At 28.4% G+C, this 19,026-nt stretch carries 20 protein-coding genes; 7 read left to right on the forward strand and 13 right to left on the reverse strand.

Annotation, left to right across the window (positions count from 1 at the left end):
- Positions 1 to 15: 15 nt before the first annotated feature.
- The 4 genes from BLV71_RS00585 to BLV71_RS00595 form a co-directional block, all read right to left on the reverse strand.
- Positions 16 to 1,044 carry a rod shape-determining protein gene (locus tag BLV71_RS00585; RefSeq protein WP_093868675.1) on the reverse strand — a complete coding sequence of 343 codons (1,029 nt, stop codon included), beginning with the start codon at positions 1,042 to 1,044 and terminating at the stop codon, positions 16 to 18.
- A gap of 83 nt (positions 1,045 to 1,127) precedes the next feature.
- On the reverse strand, positions 1,128 to 2,660 hold the full coding sequence (purH, locus tag BLV71_RS00590) for a bifunctional phosphoribosylaminoimidazolecarboxamide formyltransferase/IMP cyclohydrolase (RefSeq protein ID WP_093868676.1): 1,533 nt from the start codon (positions 2,658 to 2,660) through the stop codon (positions 1,128 to 1,130).
- A gap of 147 nt (positions 2,661 to 2,807) precedes the next feature.
- Positions 2,808 to 2,933 (reverse strand): hypothetical protein, encoded by a 126-nt coding sequence (locus BLV71_RS18775; protein ID WP_255405063.1) that lies wholly within the window; start codon positions 2,931 to 2,933, stop codon positions 2,808 to 2,810.
- A 92-nt stretch (positions 2,934 to 3,025) separates the two neighbouring features.
- Complete coding sequence (locus BLV71_RS00595) at positions 3,026 to 3,481, reverse strand: GAF domain-containing protein (protein ID WP_093868677.1); 456 nt, start codon at positions 3,479 to 3,481, stop codon at positions 3,026 to 3,028.
- Between the two features lie 112 nt (positions 3,482 to 3,593).
- On the opposite strand from BLV71_RS00595, the gene BLV71_RS00600 reads away from it, so the two are divergent.
- The 3 genes from BLV71_RS00600 to BLV71_RS00610 all read left to right on the forward strand — a co-directional run bounded on the left by BLV71_RS00600 (position 3,594) and on the right by BLV71_RS00610 (position 6,734).
- Complete coding sequence (locus BLV71_RS00600) at positions 3,594 to 4,010, forward strand: HYC_CC_PP family protein (protein WP_093868678.1); 417 nt, start codon at positions 3,594 to 3,596, stop codon at positions 4,008 to 4,010.
- A 63-nt stretch (positions 4,011 to 4,073) separates the two neighbouring features.
- Positions 4,074 to 6,338 carry a TonB-dependent receptor gene (locus BLV71_RS00605; protein WP_093868679.1) on the forward strand — a complete coding sequence of 755 codons (2,265 nt, stop codon included), beginning with the start codon at positions 4,074 to 4,076 and terminating at the stop codon, positions 6,336 to 6,338.
- A gap of 33 nt (positions 6,339 to 6,371) precedes the next feature.
- The gene (locus tag BLV71_RS00610) at positions 6,372 to 6,734 is read left to right on the forward strand and encodes a heavy-metal-associated domain-containing protein (RefSeq protein ID WP_093868680.1); all 363 of its coding nucleotides are present in this window, start codon (positions 6,372 to 6,374) and stop codon (positions 6,732 to 6,734) included.
- Between the two features lie 6 nt (positions 6,735 to 6,740).
- Here the strand turns inward: BLV71_RS00610 and BLV71_RS00615 are convergent, their stop codons facing one another.
- The 9 genes from BLV71_RS00615 to BLV71_RS00655 all read right to left on the reverse strand — a co-directional run bounded on the left by BLV71_RS00615 (position 6,741) and on the right by BLV71_RS00655 (position 16,591).
- Complete coding sequence (locus BLV71_RS00615) at positions 6,741 to 7,364, reverse strand: response regulator (RefSeq protein WP_093868681.1); 624 nt, start codon at positions 7,362 to 7,364, stop codon at positions 6,741 to 6,743.
- Positions 7,357 to 10,272 carry a ligand-binding sensor domain-containing protein gene (locus BLV71_RS00620; protein WP_093868682.1) on the reverse strand — a complete coding sequence of 972 codons (2,916 nt, stop codon included), beginning with the start codon at positions 10,270 to 10,272 and terminating at the stop codon, positions 7,357 to 7,359. The genes BLV71_RS00615 and BLV71_RS00620 overlap by 8 nt, the downstream gene beginning before the upstream one ends.
- Before the next feature lie 272 nt (positions 10,273 to 10,544).
- Positions 10,545 to 11,384 carry a pseudouridine synthase gene (locus tag BLV71_RS00625; RefSeq protein ID WP_176974317.1) on the reverse strand — a complete coding sequence of 280 codons (840 nt, stop codon included), beginning with the start codon at positions 11,382 to 11,384 and terminating at the stop codon, positions 10,545 to 10,547.
- 46 nt (positions 11,385 to 11,430) lie between these two features.
- A complete protein-coding gene (locus tag BLV71_RS00630) occupies positions 11,431 to 12,348 on the reverse strand; it encodes a geranylgeranylglycerol-phosphate geranylgeranyltransferase (RefSeq protein WP_093868684.1) in 918 nt (305 codons plus the stop codon).
- Between the two features lie 14 nt (positions 12,349 to 12,362).
- On the reverse strand, positions 12,363 to 13,289 hold the full coding sequence (locus BLV71_RS00635) for a mevalonate kinase family protein (RefSeq protein WP_093868685.1): 927 nt from the start codon (positions 13,287 to 13,289) through the stop codon (positions 12,363 to 12,365).
- Positions 13,290 to 13,342: 53 nt separating this feature from the next.
- Positions 13,343 to 13,837, reverse strand: a complete 495-nt coding sequence (locus BLV71_RS00640) for a toxin-antitoxin system YwqK family antitoxin (protein WP_093868686.1) — start codon at positions 13,835 to 13,837, stop codon at positions 13,343 to 13,345.
- A 19-nt stretch (positions 13,838 to 13,856) separates the two neighbouring features.
- Positions 13,857 to 14,936, reverse strand: a complete 1,080-nt coding sequence (locus BLV71_RS00645) for a diphosphomevalonate decarboxylase (RefSeq protein WP_093868687.1) — start codon at positions 14,934 to 14,936, stop codon at positions 13,857 to 13,859.
- Between the two features lie 34 nt (positions 14,937 to 14,970).
- Complete coding sequence (locus BLV71_RS00650) at positions 14,971 to 15,687, reverse strand: LytR/AlgR family response regulator transcription factor (protein ID WP_093868688.1); 717 nt, start codon at positions 15,685 to 15,687, stop codon at positions 14,971 to 14,973.
- The gene (locus tag BLV71_RS00655; RefSeq protein WP_233487155.1) at positions 15,680 to 16,591 is read right to left on the reverse strand and encodes a sensor histidine kinase; all 912 of its coding nucleotides are present in this window, start codon (positions 16,589 to 16,591) and stop codon (positions 15,680 to 15,682) included. Before BLV71_RS00655 ends, BLV71_RS00650 begins: the two co-directional genes overlap by 8 nt.
- A gap of 360 nt (positions 16,592 to 16,951) precedes the next feature.
- Here BLV71_RS00655 and BLV71_RS00660 point away from each other — a divergent pair, with 360 nt between their 5' ends.
- From BLV71_RS00660 to BLV71_RS00675, 4 genes are all read left to right on the forward strand, one after another.
- A complete protein-coding gene (locus BLV71_RS00660) occupies positions 16,952 to 17,311 on the forward strand; it encodes a hypothetical protein (protein ID WP_093868690.1) in 360 nt (119 codons plus the stop codon).
- A 34-nt stretch (positions 17,312 to 17,345) separates the two neighbouring features.
- Positions 17,346 to 18,395, forward strand: a complete 1,050-nt coding sequence (locus tag BLV71_RS00665; protein WP_093868691.1) for a serine hydrolase domain-containing protein — start codon at positions 17,346 to 17,348, stop codon at positions 18,393 to 18,395.
- Between the two features lie 74 nt (positions 18,396 to 18,469).
- Positions 18,470 to 18,703, forward strand: coding sequence for a hypothetical protein (locus BLV71_RS00670; RefSeq protein ID WP_093868692.1), 234 nt, complete (start codon positions 18,470 to 18,472; stop codon positions 18,701 to 18,703).
- A gap of 22 nt (positions 18,704 to 18,725) precedes the next feature.
- Positions 18,726 to 19,013 carry a hypothetical protein gene (locus BLV71_RS00675; RefSeq protein WP_093868693.1) on the forward strand — a complete coding sequence of 96 codons (288 nt, stop codon included), beginning with the start codon at positions 18,726 to 18,728 and terminating at the stop codon, positions 19,011 to 19,013.
- Positions 19,014 to 19,026: the final 13 nt, after the last annotated feature.

Raw genomic sequence — 19,026 nt, forward strand, 5'->3', positions numbered from 1 at the left:
AATAATCAACTGATTTTATTTGATTAATACAGATTTGTATTTTTCAAGATTTTTTAAAGCAATTCCAGTACCACGAACAACTGCACGTAAAGGGTCTTCAGCAACATAAACAGGTAAATCTGTTTTTCTTGATAAACGTTTATCTAAACCTCTTAGCATTGAACCACCACCAGCTAAATAAATACCTGTATTATAGATGTCAGCAGCTAATTCTGGAGGAGTCTTTGATAAGGTTTCCATTACAGCATCTTCTATACGTAGTATAGATTTGTCTAGCGCTTTTGCAATTTCACGATAAGAAACTTGTACCTGCTTTGGTTTTCCACTTAATAAATCACGCCCTTGTACCATTATGTCTTCAGGAGGTGTATCTAAATCTTCAGTAGCAGAACCTATTTGGATTTTTATTTTCTCAGCAGTAGTTTCACCAACGTAAAGGTTATGTTGAGTTCGCATGTAATACATAATATCACTAGTAAACAAATCACCTGCAACTTTTACTGATTGATCACAAACAATACCTGCTAATGCTATAACAGCAATTTCAGTAGTACCCCCGCCTATATCAATAATCATATTCCCTTTTGGTTCCATAATATCAATACCTACACCAATAGCAGCAGCCATTGGTTCATAAATTAAATAAATTTCTTTGGCATTCATATGACGAGCAGAATCAATTACCGCTCTTTTTTCAACCTCAGTAATACCAGAAGGAATACATATAACCATTCTTAAAGATGGTGGAAAAAGCTTTTTCTTGATAGCAGGAATTTTTTTAACGAATTCCTTTATCATTTCTTCAGAAGCTTGAAAATCTGCAATCACTCCGTCTTTCAAAGGACGAATAGTTTTGATGTTTTCATGAGTTTTTCCTTGCATTCTATTGGCTTCATGACCAGTAGCTATAATTTTACCGGTCAATCTATTTCTAGCAACAATAGAAGGGCTATCTATAACTACTTTGCCATTGTGGATTATAAGTGTATTTGCAGTACCTAAATCTACTGCAATGTCTTCAGTCATAAAGTCGAAAAACCCCATAAAGTTTTGATGTTTTATCTAAAAATTGATGTATTCTCACAAATTTATAAAAAATATGAGTTGTTTTTACATCAAATACAATATTAATGTTTAAAATGTCTTGTTCCTGTAAAAACCATAGCAACATTGTTTTCATTACAATAATCAATGCTTAATTGATCTTTTATAGATCCACCTGGTTGAATTACACTTTTTACTCCAGCTTTATTCGCAATTTCTACACAATCAGGAAAAGGGAAAAAAGCATCACTAGCCATTACAGATCCATTTAAATCAAATCCGAAATTTGTTGCTTTTTCAATAGCTTGTCTTAATGCATCAACTCTACTTGTTTGTCCTGTTCCACTTGCACATAATTGATTGTTTTTAACTAAAACAATAGTATTAGATTTCGTGTGTTTACAAATTTTAGAAGCAAATAATAAATCTTTTAACTCGTTTTCAGAAGGTTTATTGTTAGTAGCATAAGATAAACCGTCAAGAGCGTCAGTAATATTATCTCTATCTTGAACTAAAGCTCCATTTAAACAAGTTCTAACTGTAGTTTTAGGTAACTCTATTTCTTTTTGAATTAAAAGAACTCTGTTCTTTTTTCCTTTTAAAATATCTAAAGCTTCATTTGTAAATGCTGGAGCAATTACCACTTCACAAAATAATTTATGAACTTCTTCTGCAGTTGCTTTATCAATTTCAGTGTTAGCTATTAAAATCCCTCCAAAAGCAGATACAGGATCACCAGCTAAAGCATCAACATATGCTTGATGTATTGTTTCTCTTTGAGCAAAGCCACAAGCGTTATTATGTTTTAAAATAGCAAATGTAGGAGCTTCACCTTTAAATTCATTCATTAAATTAACAGCAGCATCTACATCTAGTAGGTTGTTGTAACTTAATTCTTTTCCATGAAGTTTATCAAACATTGCATCTAAATCTCCAAAGAAATAACCTTTTTGATGTGGGTTTTCTCCATAACGTAAAATTTTACCTTCAGTTTCACTGATCTTTAAAGCAGCTTCTTCATCATCTGCATTGAAATAATTGAAAATAGCAGTATCATAATGAGAAGAAACATTAAAAGCTTTGGCAGAAAACTTTTTTCTTTCAGAGATAGATGTTTCTCCATTATTGTTTGTGATAGTTGCTAAGAATTCGTCATATTGTTCCATAGAAGAAACAATTACTGTGTCTTTAAAGTTTTTTGCAGCAGCCCTAATTAATGAAATACCACCAATATCAATTTTTTCGATGATATCTTGTTCAGGTGCTCCTGAGGCTACTGTTTTTTCAAATGGGTATAAATCAACAATTACTAGGTCTAATTGAGGAATTTGGTATTCTTGCATTTCAGCAATATCTCCTTCATGGTCTTGCCTGTTTAAAATACCGCCAAAAACTTTTGGGTGAAGTGTTTTTACTCTTCCTCCTAATATTGAAGGGTAAGAAGTAACATCTTCAACAGGTATTACATTTATACCTAAATCTTTAATAAATTTTTCTGTTCCTCCTGTAGAATAAATAGTAACGTTTAACTCGTTAAGTTTTTTTACTATAGGTTCTAATCCATCTTTATGAAAAACAGATATTAGTGCAGATTTAATAGTTTTTGTATTGTTCATTTTGTTGTGTTGTGTTAAACTCGCAAAATTACTAAAAGCTACGTGCTTTTACAATAAATGTATTTAACTTTTTTAATTAAAAAAACGCTATCGAAAGTTAATGTCTTTAGATAGCGTTTTTAAACAACAAAATGGAGAATAGGTTTGCTATTCTGCATTTTCCAGAAAATTCCTAAACCAATTAGTGAATTTTTCTATAAATGTTTGTTGTGATCTTGTTTGAGTATTACTATCACTCAAAGCAGCATAAGAGGGGAAATCTCTATTACTCATAATTTAAGGGGTTAAAAATGTTAATAAAGTTGTTAATAAAATTTCACCAAAGAAAGTAAAAAAAACTTTAATAATCAAATGTTTACGAGTTTTTATACGAAACTAGCTACTTTTTCACAAGTAAATTCTAATAATTCTTCATCTTTTGCTGTAAAAGGGTTAACTGTATGTGAATCAATGTCTATTTGTCCAATGTTTTCATTGTTGACAAAAATTGGAATTACAATTTCTGATTTTACTTTCCATCCACATGAAATATAGTTAGTCTGTTCTTTTACATCTTGAACAACGAAGTTTTTATTACTCACAGCTACCTGTCCACAAATTCCTTTTCCAAAAGGTATGATTGTGTGTTCAGTTTCTTCTCCGTTATATTGAGCTAGTTTTAATTCATCTTTATCTCCGTTCTTGAAATAAAAACCTACCCAATCATAATAAGAGATTTCAGAAGCTAAAAAATCACATATTTGTTGTAGTTTTTCTTCTTTAGTTGAATTTTCTTCTGAAATTTCTGTAATTCTATTTTTTAAGTTTTGTAAATTTCCCATGTTATATATTAATTCAGTACTTTATTCGAAAAAAGGGTTAAAAACTTACAAAAATAGGTTTAAGAAATGTTTTTGAGAAATATTTCTAATTTTTTGTAAATTTGCATTGTAAATGAAATCGTTACTATATAAAATATCATCATTGTTTCTAGCTTTATTGCTAGTGTTTTCTACTATATCTTTTACAGTAGAGAAGCATTTTTGTGGTGATTTTTTAATTGATGTTTCATTTTTAGGGGATGCTGATTCATGTAAAGGAGAGACTCAGAAAAGCTGTAATGGAGAATCAGTAATTGTTAAAAAGAAATGTTGTAAAGATGAATTAGCTCATATAAAAGGGCAAGATGACATAAAAAAAACTGCAAATGAAAAAATAACCTTTGAGCAACAAAAGTTTATTATAGCTTTCAGCATTTCTTACAAACTTTTATTTGAAAGTTTAGAAAAGCAGTTTATACCTCATAAAAATTATTCACCACCCAAAATAATTCGAGACATCCAAGTGTTGAACGATGTTTTTATCATATGATTTTGCAATTCTTTTTTAGAATAAAGAGAGTTATTGCAAAATTTTAAATGATATAAAACAACAATGAAGAAATATATATTCAGTATTTGTATACTGTATACAATAGTATCATTCTCACAAAATACTTTTAAGGGAATGATTATGGATAAAAACAATCCGAAAGATAATTTAGGAATTTATGGAGCTTCTGTATATTGGCTTAATACAGATATAGGAGCTACAACAAATGAAAAAGGTTGGTTTACTATTCCTTATAAAAAAGAATACAAAAAATTAGTAGTTAGTTTTGTAGGTTACAAAACAGATACACTAATAATTAATAGTTTAAAACCTATTCATCACTTTTTAAAAGAAGAAAATTTTTTAGAAGAAGTAGCTATTAATTCTAAAAAACAGGCTACTCAAAAATCATATTTACAGGCGCAAAATTTAATGACTATTAATAGTGAAGAATTGCTAAAAGCTGCTTGTTGCAATTTGGCAGAAAGCTTTGAAACGAATCCGTCGATTGATGTGAATTTTTCTGATGCACTTACTGGAACTAAGCAAATACAAATGTTGGGTTTAACGAGCCCTTATTTATTGATTACTCAAGAAAATATTCCATCAATAAGAGGAGCTTCTCAGGCTTTTGGACTTACGTTTACACCTGGTACTTGGGTTGAAAGTATTCAGATAACTAAAGGAGCAGGGAGTGTTGTTAATGGTTTTGAGAGTATATCAGGACAAATTAATACAGAACTGGTTAAACCTTTTTCGGATAATAAATTTTTTATTAACGCATATGGTGCATTAGGAGGAAGGCTAGAGTTAAATACTCATTTTAATCAAAAGATTACTGACAAATGGCAAACAGGTTTGTATATACATGGCAATCATAGAGGGCAACGATTTGATAAAAATGGTGATGGTTTTCTTGATAATCCATTGTCTGATCAAATTAATGTAATGAATCGCTGGCAGTATACAGATGCAGAAAAAGGATGGGTTAGTTTTACAAATTTCAGGTATTTAAAAGATACTAAACAATTGGGACAAGTTAATTTTAAGCCCGAATTAGATAAGGGAACTAAAAATGCTTGGGGAAGTGAAATAGCTACTAAAAGATTTGAAGTCTCAACTAAATTGGGGTACGTTTTTCCAGAATTACCTTTTCAAAGTTTTGGATTTCAAATGGCTTATAGTAATCATAACCAAGAGTCTTATTTTGGTTTGAGAGATTATGATATTAAACATCAAAGTTTTTATAGTAGTTTGTTGTTTAATTCAATTATTGGTGATACTAGACATAAATTTAAAACTGGAATTAATTTTATGTATGATAATTATGATGAGCTTGTAGGAGATTATAACGGAATAGTAAGTATTAATAATAATTATGAAAGAAGTGAAAATGCTATAGGAGCTTTCTTTGAATATGCTTATGATAATTCTGATGATATTAGTGTTACAGCTGGAGTAAGAGTTGATAATCATAATTTGTTAGGAACATTTTTAACACCAAGATTACATGTAAGATATACACCTTGGGAAAAAGGGGTACTAAGAACATCAATTGGAAGAGGGAAGAGAAGTGCTAATATTTTTGCTGAAAATCAACAAATGTTTGCATCATCAAGAAGTATAAATATAGGAAGTAATGACGGGAGAATTTATGGTTTAAAGCCTGAAATAGCTTGGAATTATGGTTTTTCTTTTTTACAAGGGTATAAGTTATTTGGAAAAAAAGGTGATGTTACTTTAGATTTTTATCAAACCAGTTTTGAGAATCAGGTAGTAGTTGATTGGGAAAATCCACAAGAAATTTCGTTTTATAATTTGGAGGGCAGAAGTGTTGCAAATAGCTTTCAGTTAGAGGTAAATCAAAATATAATGCCTTATTTTAATGTAAGGGTGGCTTACAAAGTATATGATGTGACTACTGACTATAAAAAAGGGAATTTAACAAAACCGTTACAGGCTAAAAATCGTTTTTTTACGAATGTTTCTTATGAAACTCTTGAGAGTAGTAATGGAGCAAAATGGAAATTTGATGTAACTTACAATTGGTTAGGGAAGCAAAGGTTACCGAATACACAAAGTAATCCTATTCGATATCAATTGCCAGCATTTGCTAAAAGTTATAGTTTATTAAATGCTCAAATTACTAAAGTGTTTTCAAAAAGATTTGAGATTTATGCTGGTGCTGAAAATATTACGAATTATAAACAAAAGAGCCCTATAGTTGGGAGTGATGATCCTTTTGGGGCGAATTTTGATACAACAATAGTGTATGCTCCTATTTTTGGAAGTAATTATTATACGGGGCTTCGATTTAAAATAAATTAAATAATAAACTTTTATAAAATTAAATTAATACAGATGAAAAAAATATTTTTAATACTTACAGTTTTATTTTTAAGTGTGCCGATGTCAGCGCAAAAAAAGAAAAAGAATGCAAAAGCTACTTTTAAAGTTGATGGAGTTTGTATGATGTGTAAGAAACGTATAGAAAAAGCGGCATTGAGTACCAAAGGAGTAAAGTATGCGGTGTGGAATGTTAAGTCACATGATTTAAGTTTGATTTTTGATGAGCGTAAAGTTGATCTTAAAGCTATAAAACAACGAGTGGCCAAAGTAGGACATGACACAAAAGAAATAAAAGCTACTACAGAAGATTATGATAACTTGCACCCTTGTTGTAAGTATAGAGAAGAAGAAGTAAGAGAAGATCATAAAAAATAAGAGTGCTTATTTTGTTTTTTTACCATATTTATCCATGATTTCTTTTTTACTATTAACTTGAAGTTTTTCGTAAATGTTTCTTGTATGTGTTTTTATAGTATTAATAGAAAGAAATAATTCGTCAGCAATAGAAGCATAACTCTTTCCTTTAGCAAGGAGTGTTAATACTTCATTTTCTCTCTCTGATAATTCTTTTTCATGTGGTAATTGAAAAGACTCTACAACTTTTCTAGCTATATTACTGCTCATTGGGGCACCTCCACTACAGGTTTGTTCTAGAGCAGTAATTAGTTCTTTTGGTGAAATATTTTTATTAAGGTAACCTACAGCTCCTGCACATAGTGCATCAAAAATAAACTTAGAATTTTCATGAACTGAAATTATAATTGGTAAAATTGAAGGGTTTTTCTTTTTAATTTCTTTAATAGTTTCTATTCCATTGATACCTCCCAGCTGTATGTCTACAAGCATAATGTCAGCACTATTTTTATTGTTGATGAATTCAATAGCATTTTCACCAGATAAAAAAGCACCCGTAACTTTAAATTTATCAGAAGAGTTAATTATTTCTTTAAAAGATTCTAAAATACTTTCGTGATCTTCAATAATTATTATGTTTAGTTTATTCATTTTTTAGATTATTAAGGATTCCTGTAAAAATTATTTTCACACCATTTTTAGTGTGGATATGAATTTTTTGATTTAACGATTCTGCTCTGAACTTCATGTTTTGAATTCCATTTATTCGTTTTAACTTGTTAATATTAAAACTCTTTCCATTGTCTTCTAACATGATTTTTAAAATATTTTTTTGAATATTAAAGGTTAAAAATACTTTTGTAGCGTTACTGTGTTTTAAAGAATTAGTCATGGCTTCTTTAAAAATCAAGACTAATTGTTTACTCCAATAAAATGGAAGTTCTATTTTTTGATTGCTTAAGTTGTGATTGGAGTAAAATCTAATAGTTGAGTTTTCAAATAAGCTTTCACCAAAATCATTTAAATATACTTGGAGCTGTTGTAAATCATCATTTTTATGGTCTAAAGCCCAAACAAAATCTTTCATTCCATGGTATAAATAATCGGCATCTTTTTTAATCTGTTTTAATTTCTTTTCTTGGGTTTCTTTGTCGTTTTTGTAATTTATATCTGTTAATAAGTTTGAAGTTATTGAGATGCTTGCTAATTTATTTCCTAGTTCATCATGAAAATCTCTAGCTACATTTTTTCGAACTTCTTTTAGCGCTTTTTGTAGCTTCTCTTTTTCTTCTATGTTTTTGTTAAGTTTTTTATTCTTTTTTATACTTTTTTGTAGTACATAAATTAATAGTAATACAATTGCACCAAGAAGTAGTACTGTAATTGTTACATAAAACCATGTTTGTTGATGCCAAGGATAGGTTATTTTAAACTGATAAGGTTTTGAATATTTCCAATTACTAAGGTTGTCTTTGAACCTAAATTTAATATTGTATTTGCCTTGTTTTGTGTTTTTAAAATCTAAATTATTACTTGATGTTTTTATCCAAGGATTATTGTTTAGTTGATAGGCAAGGGTTATTGATTTAGGGTTAATGTAATTAATAGTATTAAGATAAAAGCTGCTTTTATTCTGCTTTACTAGCAGTTTAGTATTGCATTGAGAAGAAAAAGGTTTAATGTTATTAAGTTTAAAAAGGCCTCTGTTGCCAGTAACATATATGTGGTTATTTTGTTCAGTGATTTTAGTAACAAAAGTAGACTGTTGTCCAAGTTCTTTCTCAATACTTAGGAATAAATTATTTTTAAATACGTTTAGCCCTTTTTGAGTAGCAACCCATAAAACGCCATGAGAATCTATATGGATGTCATTTATATGATTGCTTAGTAATCCTTGTTTAGTTGTAAATCTAATGGTTTTTTTAGGGGTTACCTTAAATAATCCCATATTGCTTGCTACCCAAGCAGTATCTTTTTGTATAAATAGATCACTAAAAACCCCGTTAGTAAACTTTTTATTTATTCTATTCCAAGAAGTAATTTCATTTTTAAAAGGAGGAGTAATATTTATAATACCTCCTTTTCCGTATAATGCTATAATTGAATTGTTATATAATGAGGCAGTTCTTATGTAGGAATCGTGAATTTTATTTATAACTGTTTTTGTATTGATTCCTTTTTTTGTTGAACTAAACAGGTTTCCCTTTAGTTCAATTAAAGTAGAATCAATGTTGAAATTAAAACATTTTGAATGTTTATAGGATATATTATTTGTTCCTAGATGTTTTTGATTAGGGTTGAATAAAGATGAAATGATGGTGATTTTTCTTTTCCTTTTATTAATTTGTAGTGCTTCAGCATGCGTTGGTACTACTTTTTTAGATGTAATATGATTGTTAGTGAATTCATAAATCATATTAGTGGCTAAAACAATTAAGTTGTTATTTGTATTGGTTATATCTTTTAAATCTGGGTTAATAAATACTTCTTTACCAAAAAAAGTATTAGTAGTTCTTGGTAGAAAGTATACGCCTTGACCATAAGTTGTTATCCAAAGATTTTTTCCTGAGTCAAATAAAAAGTCTGAAATTAAACTGTTTATAGCAAGTTTTTGAGAAAGATTTGTTAGTAAGTTATTGTCCCAATCATACATATAAATTTTTTGTGTACCATCTTTATAATTTTTAGAAACAAAATATAATTTTTGATTTATAACTTTAAGTTGAATTATTATTTCATTTTTAATAGGTATTTTTTTTTGTGAAACCAGTGATTTTTTTTCGTTAAAAACAAATACATGGTTGTGTGAAGCAGCAAACAAATAGTTACTAGATATGGTTATTGAATGGACTTCCCTAGAATTTAGTTTTGAGTATTTATTTTTTTTTAAAGAATAACCATCAAAAACAAAAATTCCTTTTAAAGGTTTAATGGTTTTCGGAGTATTTCTATTTCCAGAAGCAAATAAAAATAATTTATTATTAAGAAATGTTTCACTAAAAGAGTATGATTTTGATTGCCTAGAAGCTTTCTTAAAACTTATTTTAGGTTTTTTGAGAATAGAATCTTCTATTATTATGGCCGTTTTTTTCCAGTTACGTTTAGTGTTGTATAAGTATAAACTGTTACTGAAATCTCCAAAAATAATAGAATCATTAAGCTTATATACGTTTCTTACTTTGGTAACCTTATTGTTTTCTTGAGGTATAAGTTTAATACTATCATTTTTTAATTGATGTATACCTGCTCCCCAAGTCGCTAATAAATATTTATTAGAATTTTCTTCAAAAATATCTATTACAAAATTAGAATGTAAGCCGTTTTCATAAGTGTAATTAGTAAATTCAGAGCCATTAAATTTTGTTAATCCATCATCAGTTCCTATCCATATATGTCCTTGTTTGTCTTGTATAATTTGATAGGTTATATCATGAGGTAATCCGTTTTCAGCTGTATAGTGTTTGTATACGGGTTGTTGTGAGTAGCTAACTGCTACAAATAAACTAACTACAAATGTTGTTAGAAGTATTTTTTTTGTAGAAGCTATTTTTTTCAGCATGTTGATTTAAAATGGGGATACAAATATCTGTAAAAAAAGAGACTTAAAATCACCCTTTATGGGTGAGTTAATAAAGGTAGTGTAGAACTACTTTTGAAGCTTTATAATTATGTGTTTGAAAAATATAAATTGAGTAAAGTTTTTTCTAGCTGTATTTAAAATGAAGGGGTAAATGCAGTAATTAAAAACCGAGTGTAATAGCTCGGTTTTTTTGATTGTTATTTTAAAAAAAAAGTGTTGAAGTTTTAACTTTCAACACTTTTGTAAATATTTTATAACATTTGTAAGTTGTTAACTTCTAATTGTGTTAATTCACGCCATCTACCTCGAGGTAAATTCTTTTTTGTCATACCTGCAAAAACAACACGGTCTAGTTTTGTAACCGTGTATCCAAAATGTTCAAATATTTTACGAACAATACGGTTTCTTCCTGAGTGTATTTCAATACCTACTTCAGTTTTCTTCTCACCTTGAACGTAAGATACTGCGTCAATAAAAACTTTTCTACCTTCAATAATAACTTCTCCTCTTAATTTTTCTAAATCAGACATGGTTAGTTTTTTATCTAATGAAGCATGATAAAGTTTACGAACATTATGTTTTGGATGAGTTAGTTTTTTTGCTAATTCACCATCATTAGTAAAAAGTAACAATCCAGTAGTATTTCTATCTAATCTGCCAACCGGATAAATTCTTTCTTTAGTAGCATTGTTTATCAACTCCATAACCGTTTTTCTACCACGGTCATCTTCCATAGTTGTAATATAGTTTTTAGGCTTGTTTAAAATAATATAACGTTTCTTTTCCATAGAAATAAGTGTACCGTCAAAACGAACTTCGTCATTCGGTTGTACCTTATATCCCATTTCAGTTACTAGTTTACCGTTTATAGTAACACTACCATGTTCAATATATGTATCAGCTTCTCTACGTGAACAAATACCTGAGTTAGAAATGTATTTGTTTAAACGAATACCCGTGCTTTCACTCTTTTTTTGTGAAGGTTTATTCGTAGGTTTTGGTTTTCTAAAATCTTTTTTAAATTGACCTTTACTTTGAGGATTGCTGTTACTTCCAGCTTGTCGTCCTCTCGACGAGTTTTTTGAATTCATAATTGCTTTTTAAAATGCGGGCAAATGTACGTTAATTATTTGATTTTTAATCTAGAACATTAACCACTTTGTCTAATATTAATGTTTTGTCAATGAAAAGTAGGCTAAAAACACCTATTAATAATAAGAGTTTCAAAATGTTGTGTAATAATCGATATTGGTTTTTTTGAGATGCTTTAAAGGTATAAAAACCAACAAAAATTAATATGAAAGAAGCTAAATAAAAATAATATTTCATATAAGTTATTGCGGGGTAATTAAATAAAATAGCTACAGGTATTAATGTTAAAACTAACAATAAAATAATTGTTTTTTTTGCGTTGCGTTCTCCATATTTTACAGGAAAAGTGTTGTAGTTATTTGCAATTGCTCCTTTAATGTTTTCCAAATCCTTAATGATTTCACGAACCATAATAACTAAAAAAAGAAAAAAAGCATGTATGAAAATTACTTTTGAAAAATTTTTAAAATGAATAAAAATTGAAAAAAAGGGAAGTATGGTTAGAATAGTAGCAGTTACTAAACCAATTAATGGATGTTTTTTTAGTTTATGGGAATAAAGCCAAATAGCAAAGATGTAGAAGGCAAAAAAGAATGCTGCACGCCATGAAACAAGCCAGCCAAAACAGAAGCCAATAAAGTTTAATAAAAAATATAAAGAAAGTTTTGTTTCTTGCTTTACGTAAGAATCTAATCCAGTTTTAATGGGTCTATTAATCCTATCAGCTTTAACATCGTAAAAATTATTAATGATATATCCAGATGCAACAATACAAATAGTAGCAAGAACTAAGTAAAATAAGTGCGAATCAAAAATAACAAGTTTAAGTGATTTTTTTTCTGAAAAAATAAAAATAGCAGCCAAATATTGGGCTGCTACTAATACTAATATGTTATATCCTCTAATTACAGATAAGAGACTAAATAATTTATAAAAAAGTGAGTTTGCTTTGGGGGTACTCATCGCAACAAAATCATTTAAAAACGATACACTAATTCTAACTTATAGTCTTTTAAACTGCTTTTAGCCTTTTCAAAATCTTTAGTGAAACCTAAAATGTATCCACCTCCACCTGATCCGCAAAGTTTCAGGTAGTAATCGTTTGTTTGTATTCCTTTTTCCCAAACTCTATGAAATGCAGTAGGTATCATAGGTTTAAAGTTAGTGAATACAACTTTGGATAATTTTTTTACGTTTCCAAATAATGATTTAATGTTTCCTTGTAAAAAATCATCTATACAAGCATCAGTATGAATAGAGAATTCTTCACTTAACATTTTTCTAAAGCCTTCATTTTTCATTTTATTCATGAAAATGTTAACCATAGGTTCAGTTTCTCCTATTTGTTCTGAATCTAATAAGAAAACAGCTCCCTTTCCTTCTTTCTGAGAAGGTATGCCAGTAGCCTCTATATTTTCTTTAGAGTTGATTAAAATAGGTAAACTTAAATAAGAGTTTAAAGGATCTAACCCAGAACTTTTACCATGGAAAAAAGACTCCATTAAAGAAAAAGTTTGTTTTAAGGTTAAAAGCTTATCTCTAGTTAAGTTTTCTAAAACTGTAATCTTGTTATTTGCATATTTGTCATAAATAGAAGCAACTAACGCACCAGAACTTCCAACTCCGTATCCTTGAGGGATTGATGAGTCAAAATACATTCCGTTGTCAATGTCATTTTTAAGACTTTCAACATCAAAAGAAACTTCATCAGAAGATAAGTTAACTAAGTAATTATAGAAATTAGCTAAACTTTCGTTTGATTTCTTTGCTTCTCCTGTTAAGTTTTTAGCAGATTTTAAAGCACCTTTATAAGAGTTAAAAGGAATTGCTAATCCTTTAGAATCTTTAATGATACCATATTCTCCGAAGAGTAAAATCTTTGCATAAAATAAAGGTCCTTTCATAGATGTTTAATTATAATGCAAAAGTACAAGTAAAAGGTCTAGTTTACAATTTATTAGTAAACGTTTTTGTAAAAAGTTTTCCAAACACCTGCTTTTTTGTTGTTTTTGTATTTGCCTTTCTCTTTTATTTTACCGTTTTTGTAATAAACCTTCCAAATACCTTCTCGTTTGCCTTCTTTATATTTACCTTGTTCTTTGAGCTCGCCAGTTTTGTAAAAAACTTTACGAACTCCATGAAGTTTACCGTTTACATAATTGGCTTTATGCCATGTTTTACCATTTGAATGAAAGTAAGTTACTAATCCATCAAAATGTTCTTCTCCCGACTCTTTAGTAGTGCTAAATCCTTCCATTTGCACTTGTCCGTTTTCAAAGTAATCTATTATCCAGTAACCATTTTTAATTTTTTTTGGTGATGGACGATAGTACTCGCCTTTGTCCTTAGTTGTCTTTTGCCAATTGGCGTCGAACCATACTGTTTCCTGGGCTGTTAATGATAAAGTAAAAAACCCAACAAACACTACGATAAGTAATGTTGAAGTTTTCATAATATTAAGGGAATTAAATTTATGAGGTTTGTGCACCTAACCCCGTACTATCACAAATATACTGATTTTTTTGGCAATATTTTAACAAATCAGTTTTTATAAAATCTTCAACTGCTTGTTTTTCAGCTTTTGGGTAGAGAATATGCACGTTTGCGCCTGCATCTAAGGTAAAGCAAACATTACTTTTAGTGGCTAATCTGTATTCCCAGATCTTATTAATTATTTCTAAAGTGTTAGGTTTCATTAATATAAAGTAAGGGTTACTTGTGAGCATCATTGCATGTAGTGTTAATGCTTCACTTTCTACTAAATTAATGAACTCTTTAATATTTCCTTCTTGTAATATTATAGATAATTTATCTAAGTTCTCATTTGCTTGTTTAAAGCGTTGCTCTGCATATGGGTGATTATGCATTAAGTTATGACCAACAGTACTAGATACTTGTTTTTCACCTTTATCAACTAATAAAATACTATCTTGATAATCTTTAAAAATAGGGTGTACTTCGTATGGAAATTTGATGCCAAATAAATCAGAGCTACCTTTTATTTTTGGATGTTCACCCCAAACAACCATTGGCCCTTCAATACTTCTACTTGCACTTCCTGAACCTAAACGAGCTAAAAAAGAAGCTTTTTTATTTAAACACTCTAATGTTAAGCTAGGCGTTAACTCTTTTTCTAAACTCATTAAACACATAGCTATAGCACTCATTCCACTTGCTGATGAAGCAATCCCACTACTGTGAGGGAATGAGTTTTCTGAATTGATAACCATTGAATATTCTAAAATATAAGGGCAATATTTTTCAATTCTACTGAAAAACTTAGCTATTTTTGGTTTAAAGTCATCTTTCTTATTTCCTTCAAAATATAATTCAAAGTTAGCTTCAGTAACTTTTTTTGTTTTTGTAAACTCAATAGTAGTAATTGTATGACAATTATTTAGCGTAAAACTAATAGAAGCATTTTTAGGTAGTTGAGGTTCTGTTTTTCCCCAATATTTAACTAAGGCTATATTACTCGGTGTTTTCCAAGTGTACGTTGCCTTTTCTATTGTATTTCTAGTCTCCTTAAATATAAAATCAGATATGTTCAATGTCAAAAATTTTGACAAAGATAATTGTTTAACACTAAATAGAATTTAATTTATTCAAGACCTCTTCTTTATAGCTACGACTAATTGGAATTGCTTTTTTATTAATCTCTATGTATTCATTAGTGTAAGAATTAATAGATGAAATTGAAATGATAAAAGAACGGTGTATTCGTAAAAATGAAGTAGTTGGTAATTTGGTCTGGATATTAGTAATGGTTTCTCTAGTAACTATCGTTTTGTTTTTGGTGTGGATTTTAATATAGTCACTTAAGCTTTCTATGTAAAGAATAGAATCAAAATCTATTTTAAGCATTTTTCTATCTACTCGAACAAAAATAAAATTGTTATTTGTGAATGATTTGTTTTCTATGGGGTGATTTTTTAAAGTAGATGGAATTTCAAGAAATTTATTAACAGCTTGAAGAAACCTATCAAAGGCTATTGGCTTTAATAAGTAATCAATAGCCTGTAAGTCAAATCCGTCTGCTGCATATTCACGATAGGCAGTAGTAAAAATTATTTTTGTTTTTTTATGAGTAGATTTAGCTAATGATAGCCCTGATATTTCTGGCATGTTAATATCTAGAAAAAGTAAGTCAATATTTTTATCATTTATTAAGTTTAATGCTTCTATGGCACTTGAGCAACTTTTAATAAGGTTTAAATTTGTGATTCTTGTAATATAAGTTACTAGTATTTCACGAGCCATTGGCTCATCGTCAACAATAATACAATTAACTTTCCTATTCATTCTTAAGTAGTATTTTTAATTGGGCTGTAAAGAGATTATTTGAGAAAGAAGTTGATAAATCAAATTTATCTTTATAAACCATATTTAATCTTTTTTTTATGTTTTCTAATCCAATTCCTCCTTTTTTAATATTCTCATTTTTTGCTGTGTTGTAAATATCAAAAATTAATTCAGAATTGGTTGTTTTTAAAAAGATAGATATTTCTAGTGCGCCATTCTTTTGACTACCATGTTTAAAAGCATTTTCAACAAAAGGTAATAAGAGCATTGGAGAAATTTGAACATGATTATTATATGTTTCCTTTTGAAAATCAATGATTAAACGCTCTTGGAAGCGCATTTTCTCTAAAGAAACATAATCTTCAATATGTTGAATTTCGTCAGACAATAAAACTTTAGGTTTTTCTACTTGATATAAGATATAATCTAATAGATTAGATAACTTTAGAATCATATCTGGAGCTTCATCTGCTTTTTTTAGTGTGAAACCATATAGAGTATTAAGTGTGTTGAATAAAAAATGTGGATGGATTTGCATTTTCAAAAACTTTAACTCCTGTTCTTTAAGTTGTAATTGTGTTTCTAGAAATTTGTTTTTTAAATCTTCATTTTTTAATGTTGATTTATAATGATGTGCTATTAAACCTAGCATTATAACAATAAGTATAACAAAATAAACACCTAAGATTATTATTGGGAGACTTTTAGTTAAAGGTATTGAGTTTTCTGGAGTTAAACTAGCTGAAAAAATAACTCCATAAAAAACTGAAAATAAGATAAGAAAAAAAGAGATTATTAAAGAGTATACTGTATATAATAAAAAGAAATATTGTTTTTTTGAAAGTAGATAATTAGGAATTAAATAAAAATAAAAATAATAACCTATTACAATTGTTATAGGCATTAAATAGAATGAAAATTTGTTTACATATTTTATATTACTACTACCATATCCTAAAAAATAAGTATAAAAAAAGTACACACCAATCCAGAATAACAAGTGTATTAAGATATTAATTAAGATTTTAACTAACGAAAAATATTTTTTCATAAGAGTACAATAATACCTTTTTTATTTAAATGCATTGTTTTTTGCGATGAAATTCAAAATAAAGACGTGATATTGCATATAAGATTAATAACGTTGCTATATAAGCTTCAATTAGTAGTTTGTCTTTATAAAACATTCAATCGTCGCAATCTAAAAAAAGAACAATAAACTATTTTTAGATTTGAAACATAATAACTTAAAAAACTTAAAACTATGAATTTCTTATTTATGAATATATTATATGAAGGAGGTCCTGAATTTATGTATCCAATGATGATATTGTTAATTTTGTGTATAATCTTACTTATAAAATCTTTTATGGATGGTGATAAAAAAGGCAAAAAACAAAAAATAATAGGACATTTAAGTTTGTTTACTTTGGTTTGGGGATTTTTAGGTTTTATGATAAATATGATTTGGGCTTTTGATTCGATTTCAATAGCAACAGGAATACATCATTCAGTTTTAGCAGTTGGTTTAAAAGAAGCATTGTTAAGTCCCACTTTTGGAATGTTAGTGTTTTTAATTGTTAGATTAGGGCTTATAGCTTTAAACTTAAAAAAACAACACTAGTTAATAACTAATCACATACAAAATTTAATATATTATGAAAAAAAGAATTTTTTTATTCTTCGGAACTTTATGCTTTTTTGTGAGCTGTACTAAAAGCCAAAACTTAAATGAATTATTAAATGATTTTGAGAAAGAAAATGAGGCAATGGGCACTGTTTCTATTTTAAAAAATGGAAATAATTTTTATGAAAAATCTATTGGATACGCTAATATTGAACTTGATAAAAAGAACAATGCTGAAACTAAGTTTAGAATTGGTTCTATCAGTAAAACATTTACAGCTACCATTATTTTACAATTACTAGATGAAGGGAAATTATCATTAAAAAATTCTTTAAGTCAATATTTTCCAGAAATTCCAAATTCAGAAAATATTACAATTTCTGATATGTTATATCATAGAAGTGGTATTTATAATATTACAACAGATAAAAATTTTGAAGTTTGGATAAGCGAACCTAGAAGTAGGAATGAAATGATAACTAAAATAAAAAGTAAAGCTAGTTTATTTAAACCAAATTCTAAATTAGAATATTCTAATTCTAATTATATCTTACTTGCTTATATTGCTGAAAACATAGATAAGAAAACATTTGGTGAAATTGTTAATCATCGAATTATAGACAAGTTAAATTTAAAAAGAACAGATTTTGGAAAAGATATTGATTTTTCTAAAAATGAAGCAATGTGTTATTATCCTGAAAATGGTAAATGGCATCCAATTACTTTCCACACTAATTTAACAGGAACAATGGGAGCAGGTGGTGTTATTTCTAATGCGAAAGAAGTAAGTATTTTTTATAATGCCCTTTTTACAGGTAAATTGATTTCAAAAGAAAGCTTAAAATTAATGACCACACCCAAAGAAGAAATGGGTATGGGGATTTCAGTTAATGAATTTAATGGTTTAGTGGTTTACGGGCATGATGGAGCAATTGATGGTTTTCGTTCAATAGCTGCATATATGCCAAAATTAAAACTTACAATTTGTTTTACTTTTAATGCATCTTCGGGTTCTCATAGTCAAAAATTACTTAAGATTTTCAAAGCTTATAAGTATACAATAACTCAAAAAAGCAACTAATATTTAATTAGTTAATATAATTGCATACCTAATTCAATTTAGAATTAGGTATTTTTGTGGTTTAAATTATAATTGTGGATAGAAAAATAAAACTTATATGGGACTTTAAGGGTCCTGACGGATTAGAAACTGCTAAACACCATTGTGTTCATTTAAAAGAATTTGCCCAAATTGATAGCTTGAATTATCATGAAGTTGGGTATAACCAATTAAATGATTTACATACTATAGCTTTTATTATAGTCAATGAATCAGATATGAAAACATTTAGAGATACCTTAAAACCTCACAGAGGAGAAATAGCTTAAACAAATAAAAAAATCAAATAATATGTATTTAATAAATGCCTTAGCAAAACCTAAAAAATCATCTGAGCATTATGATGAAGTAATAGGAGCGTATGTAAGTTTGTATATTGATTATAAGGATATTCAAGGCGCATTAAAATTAGCAAATTTTTATATTAAAGATGAAGGATGGAAAGTTACTGAAATAGAAGACGAATATTTCACACTTGACTCTATTGATGATGTAGATGAAGAGCAGAAAGACTTGTATACGGAAGCTCTAGAGTATGGGTATTCTATCGTTTTTAACTGTTATGAAGAGGAAGATTAAAAAATATAAAGGT

Origin of the sequence: Tenacibaculum sp. MAR_2010_89, from assembly GCF_900105985.1 — a bacterium.
Classification (GTDB): Bacteria; Bacteroidota; Bacteroidia; order Flavobacteriales; family Flavobacteriaceae; genus Polaribacter; species Polaribacter halocynthiae.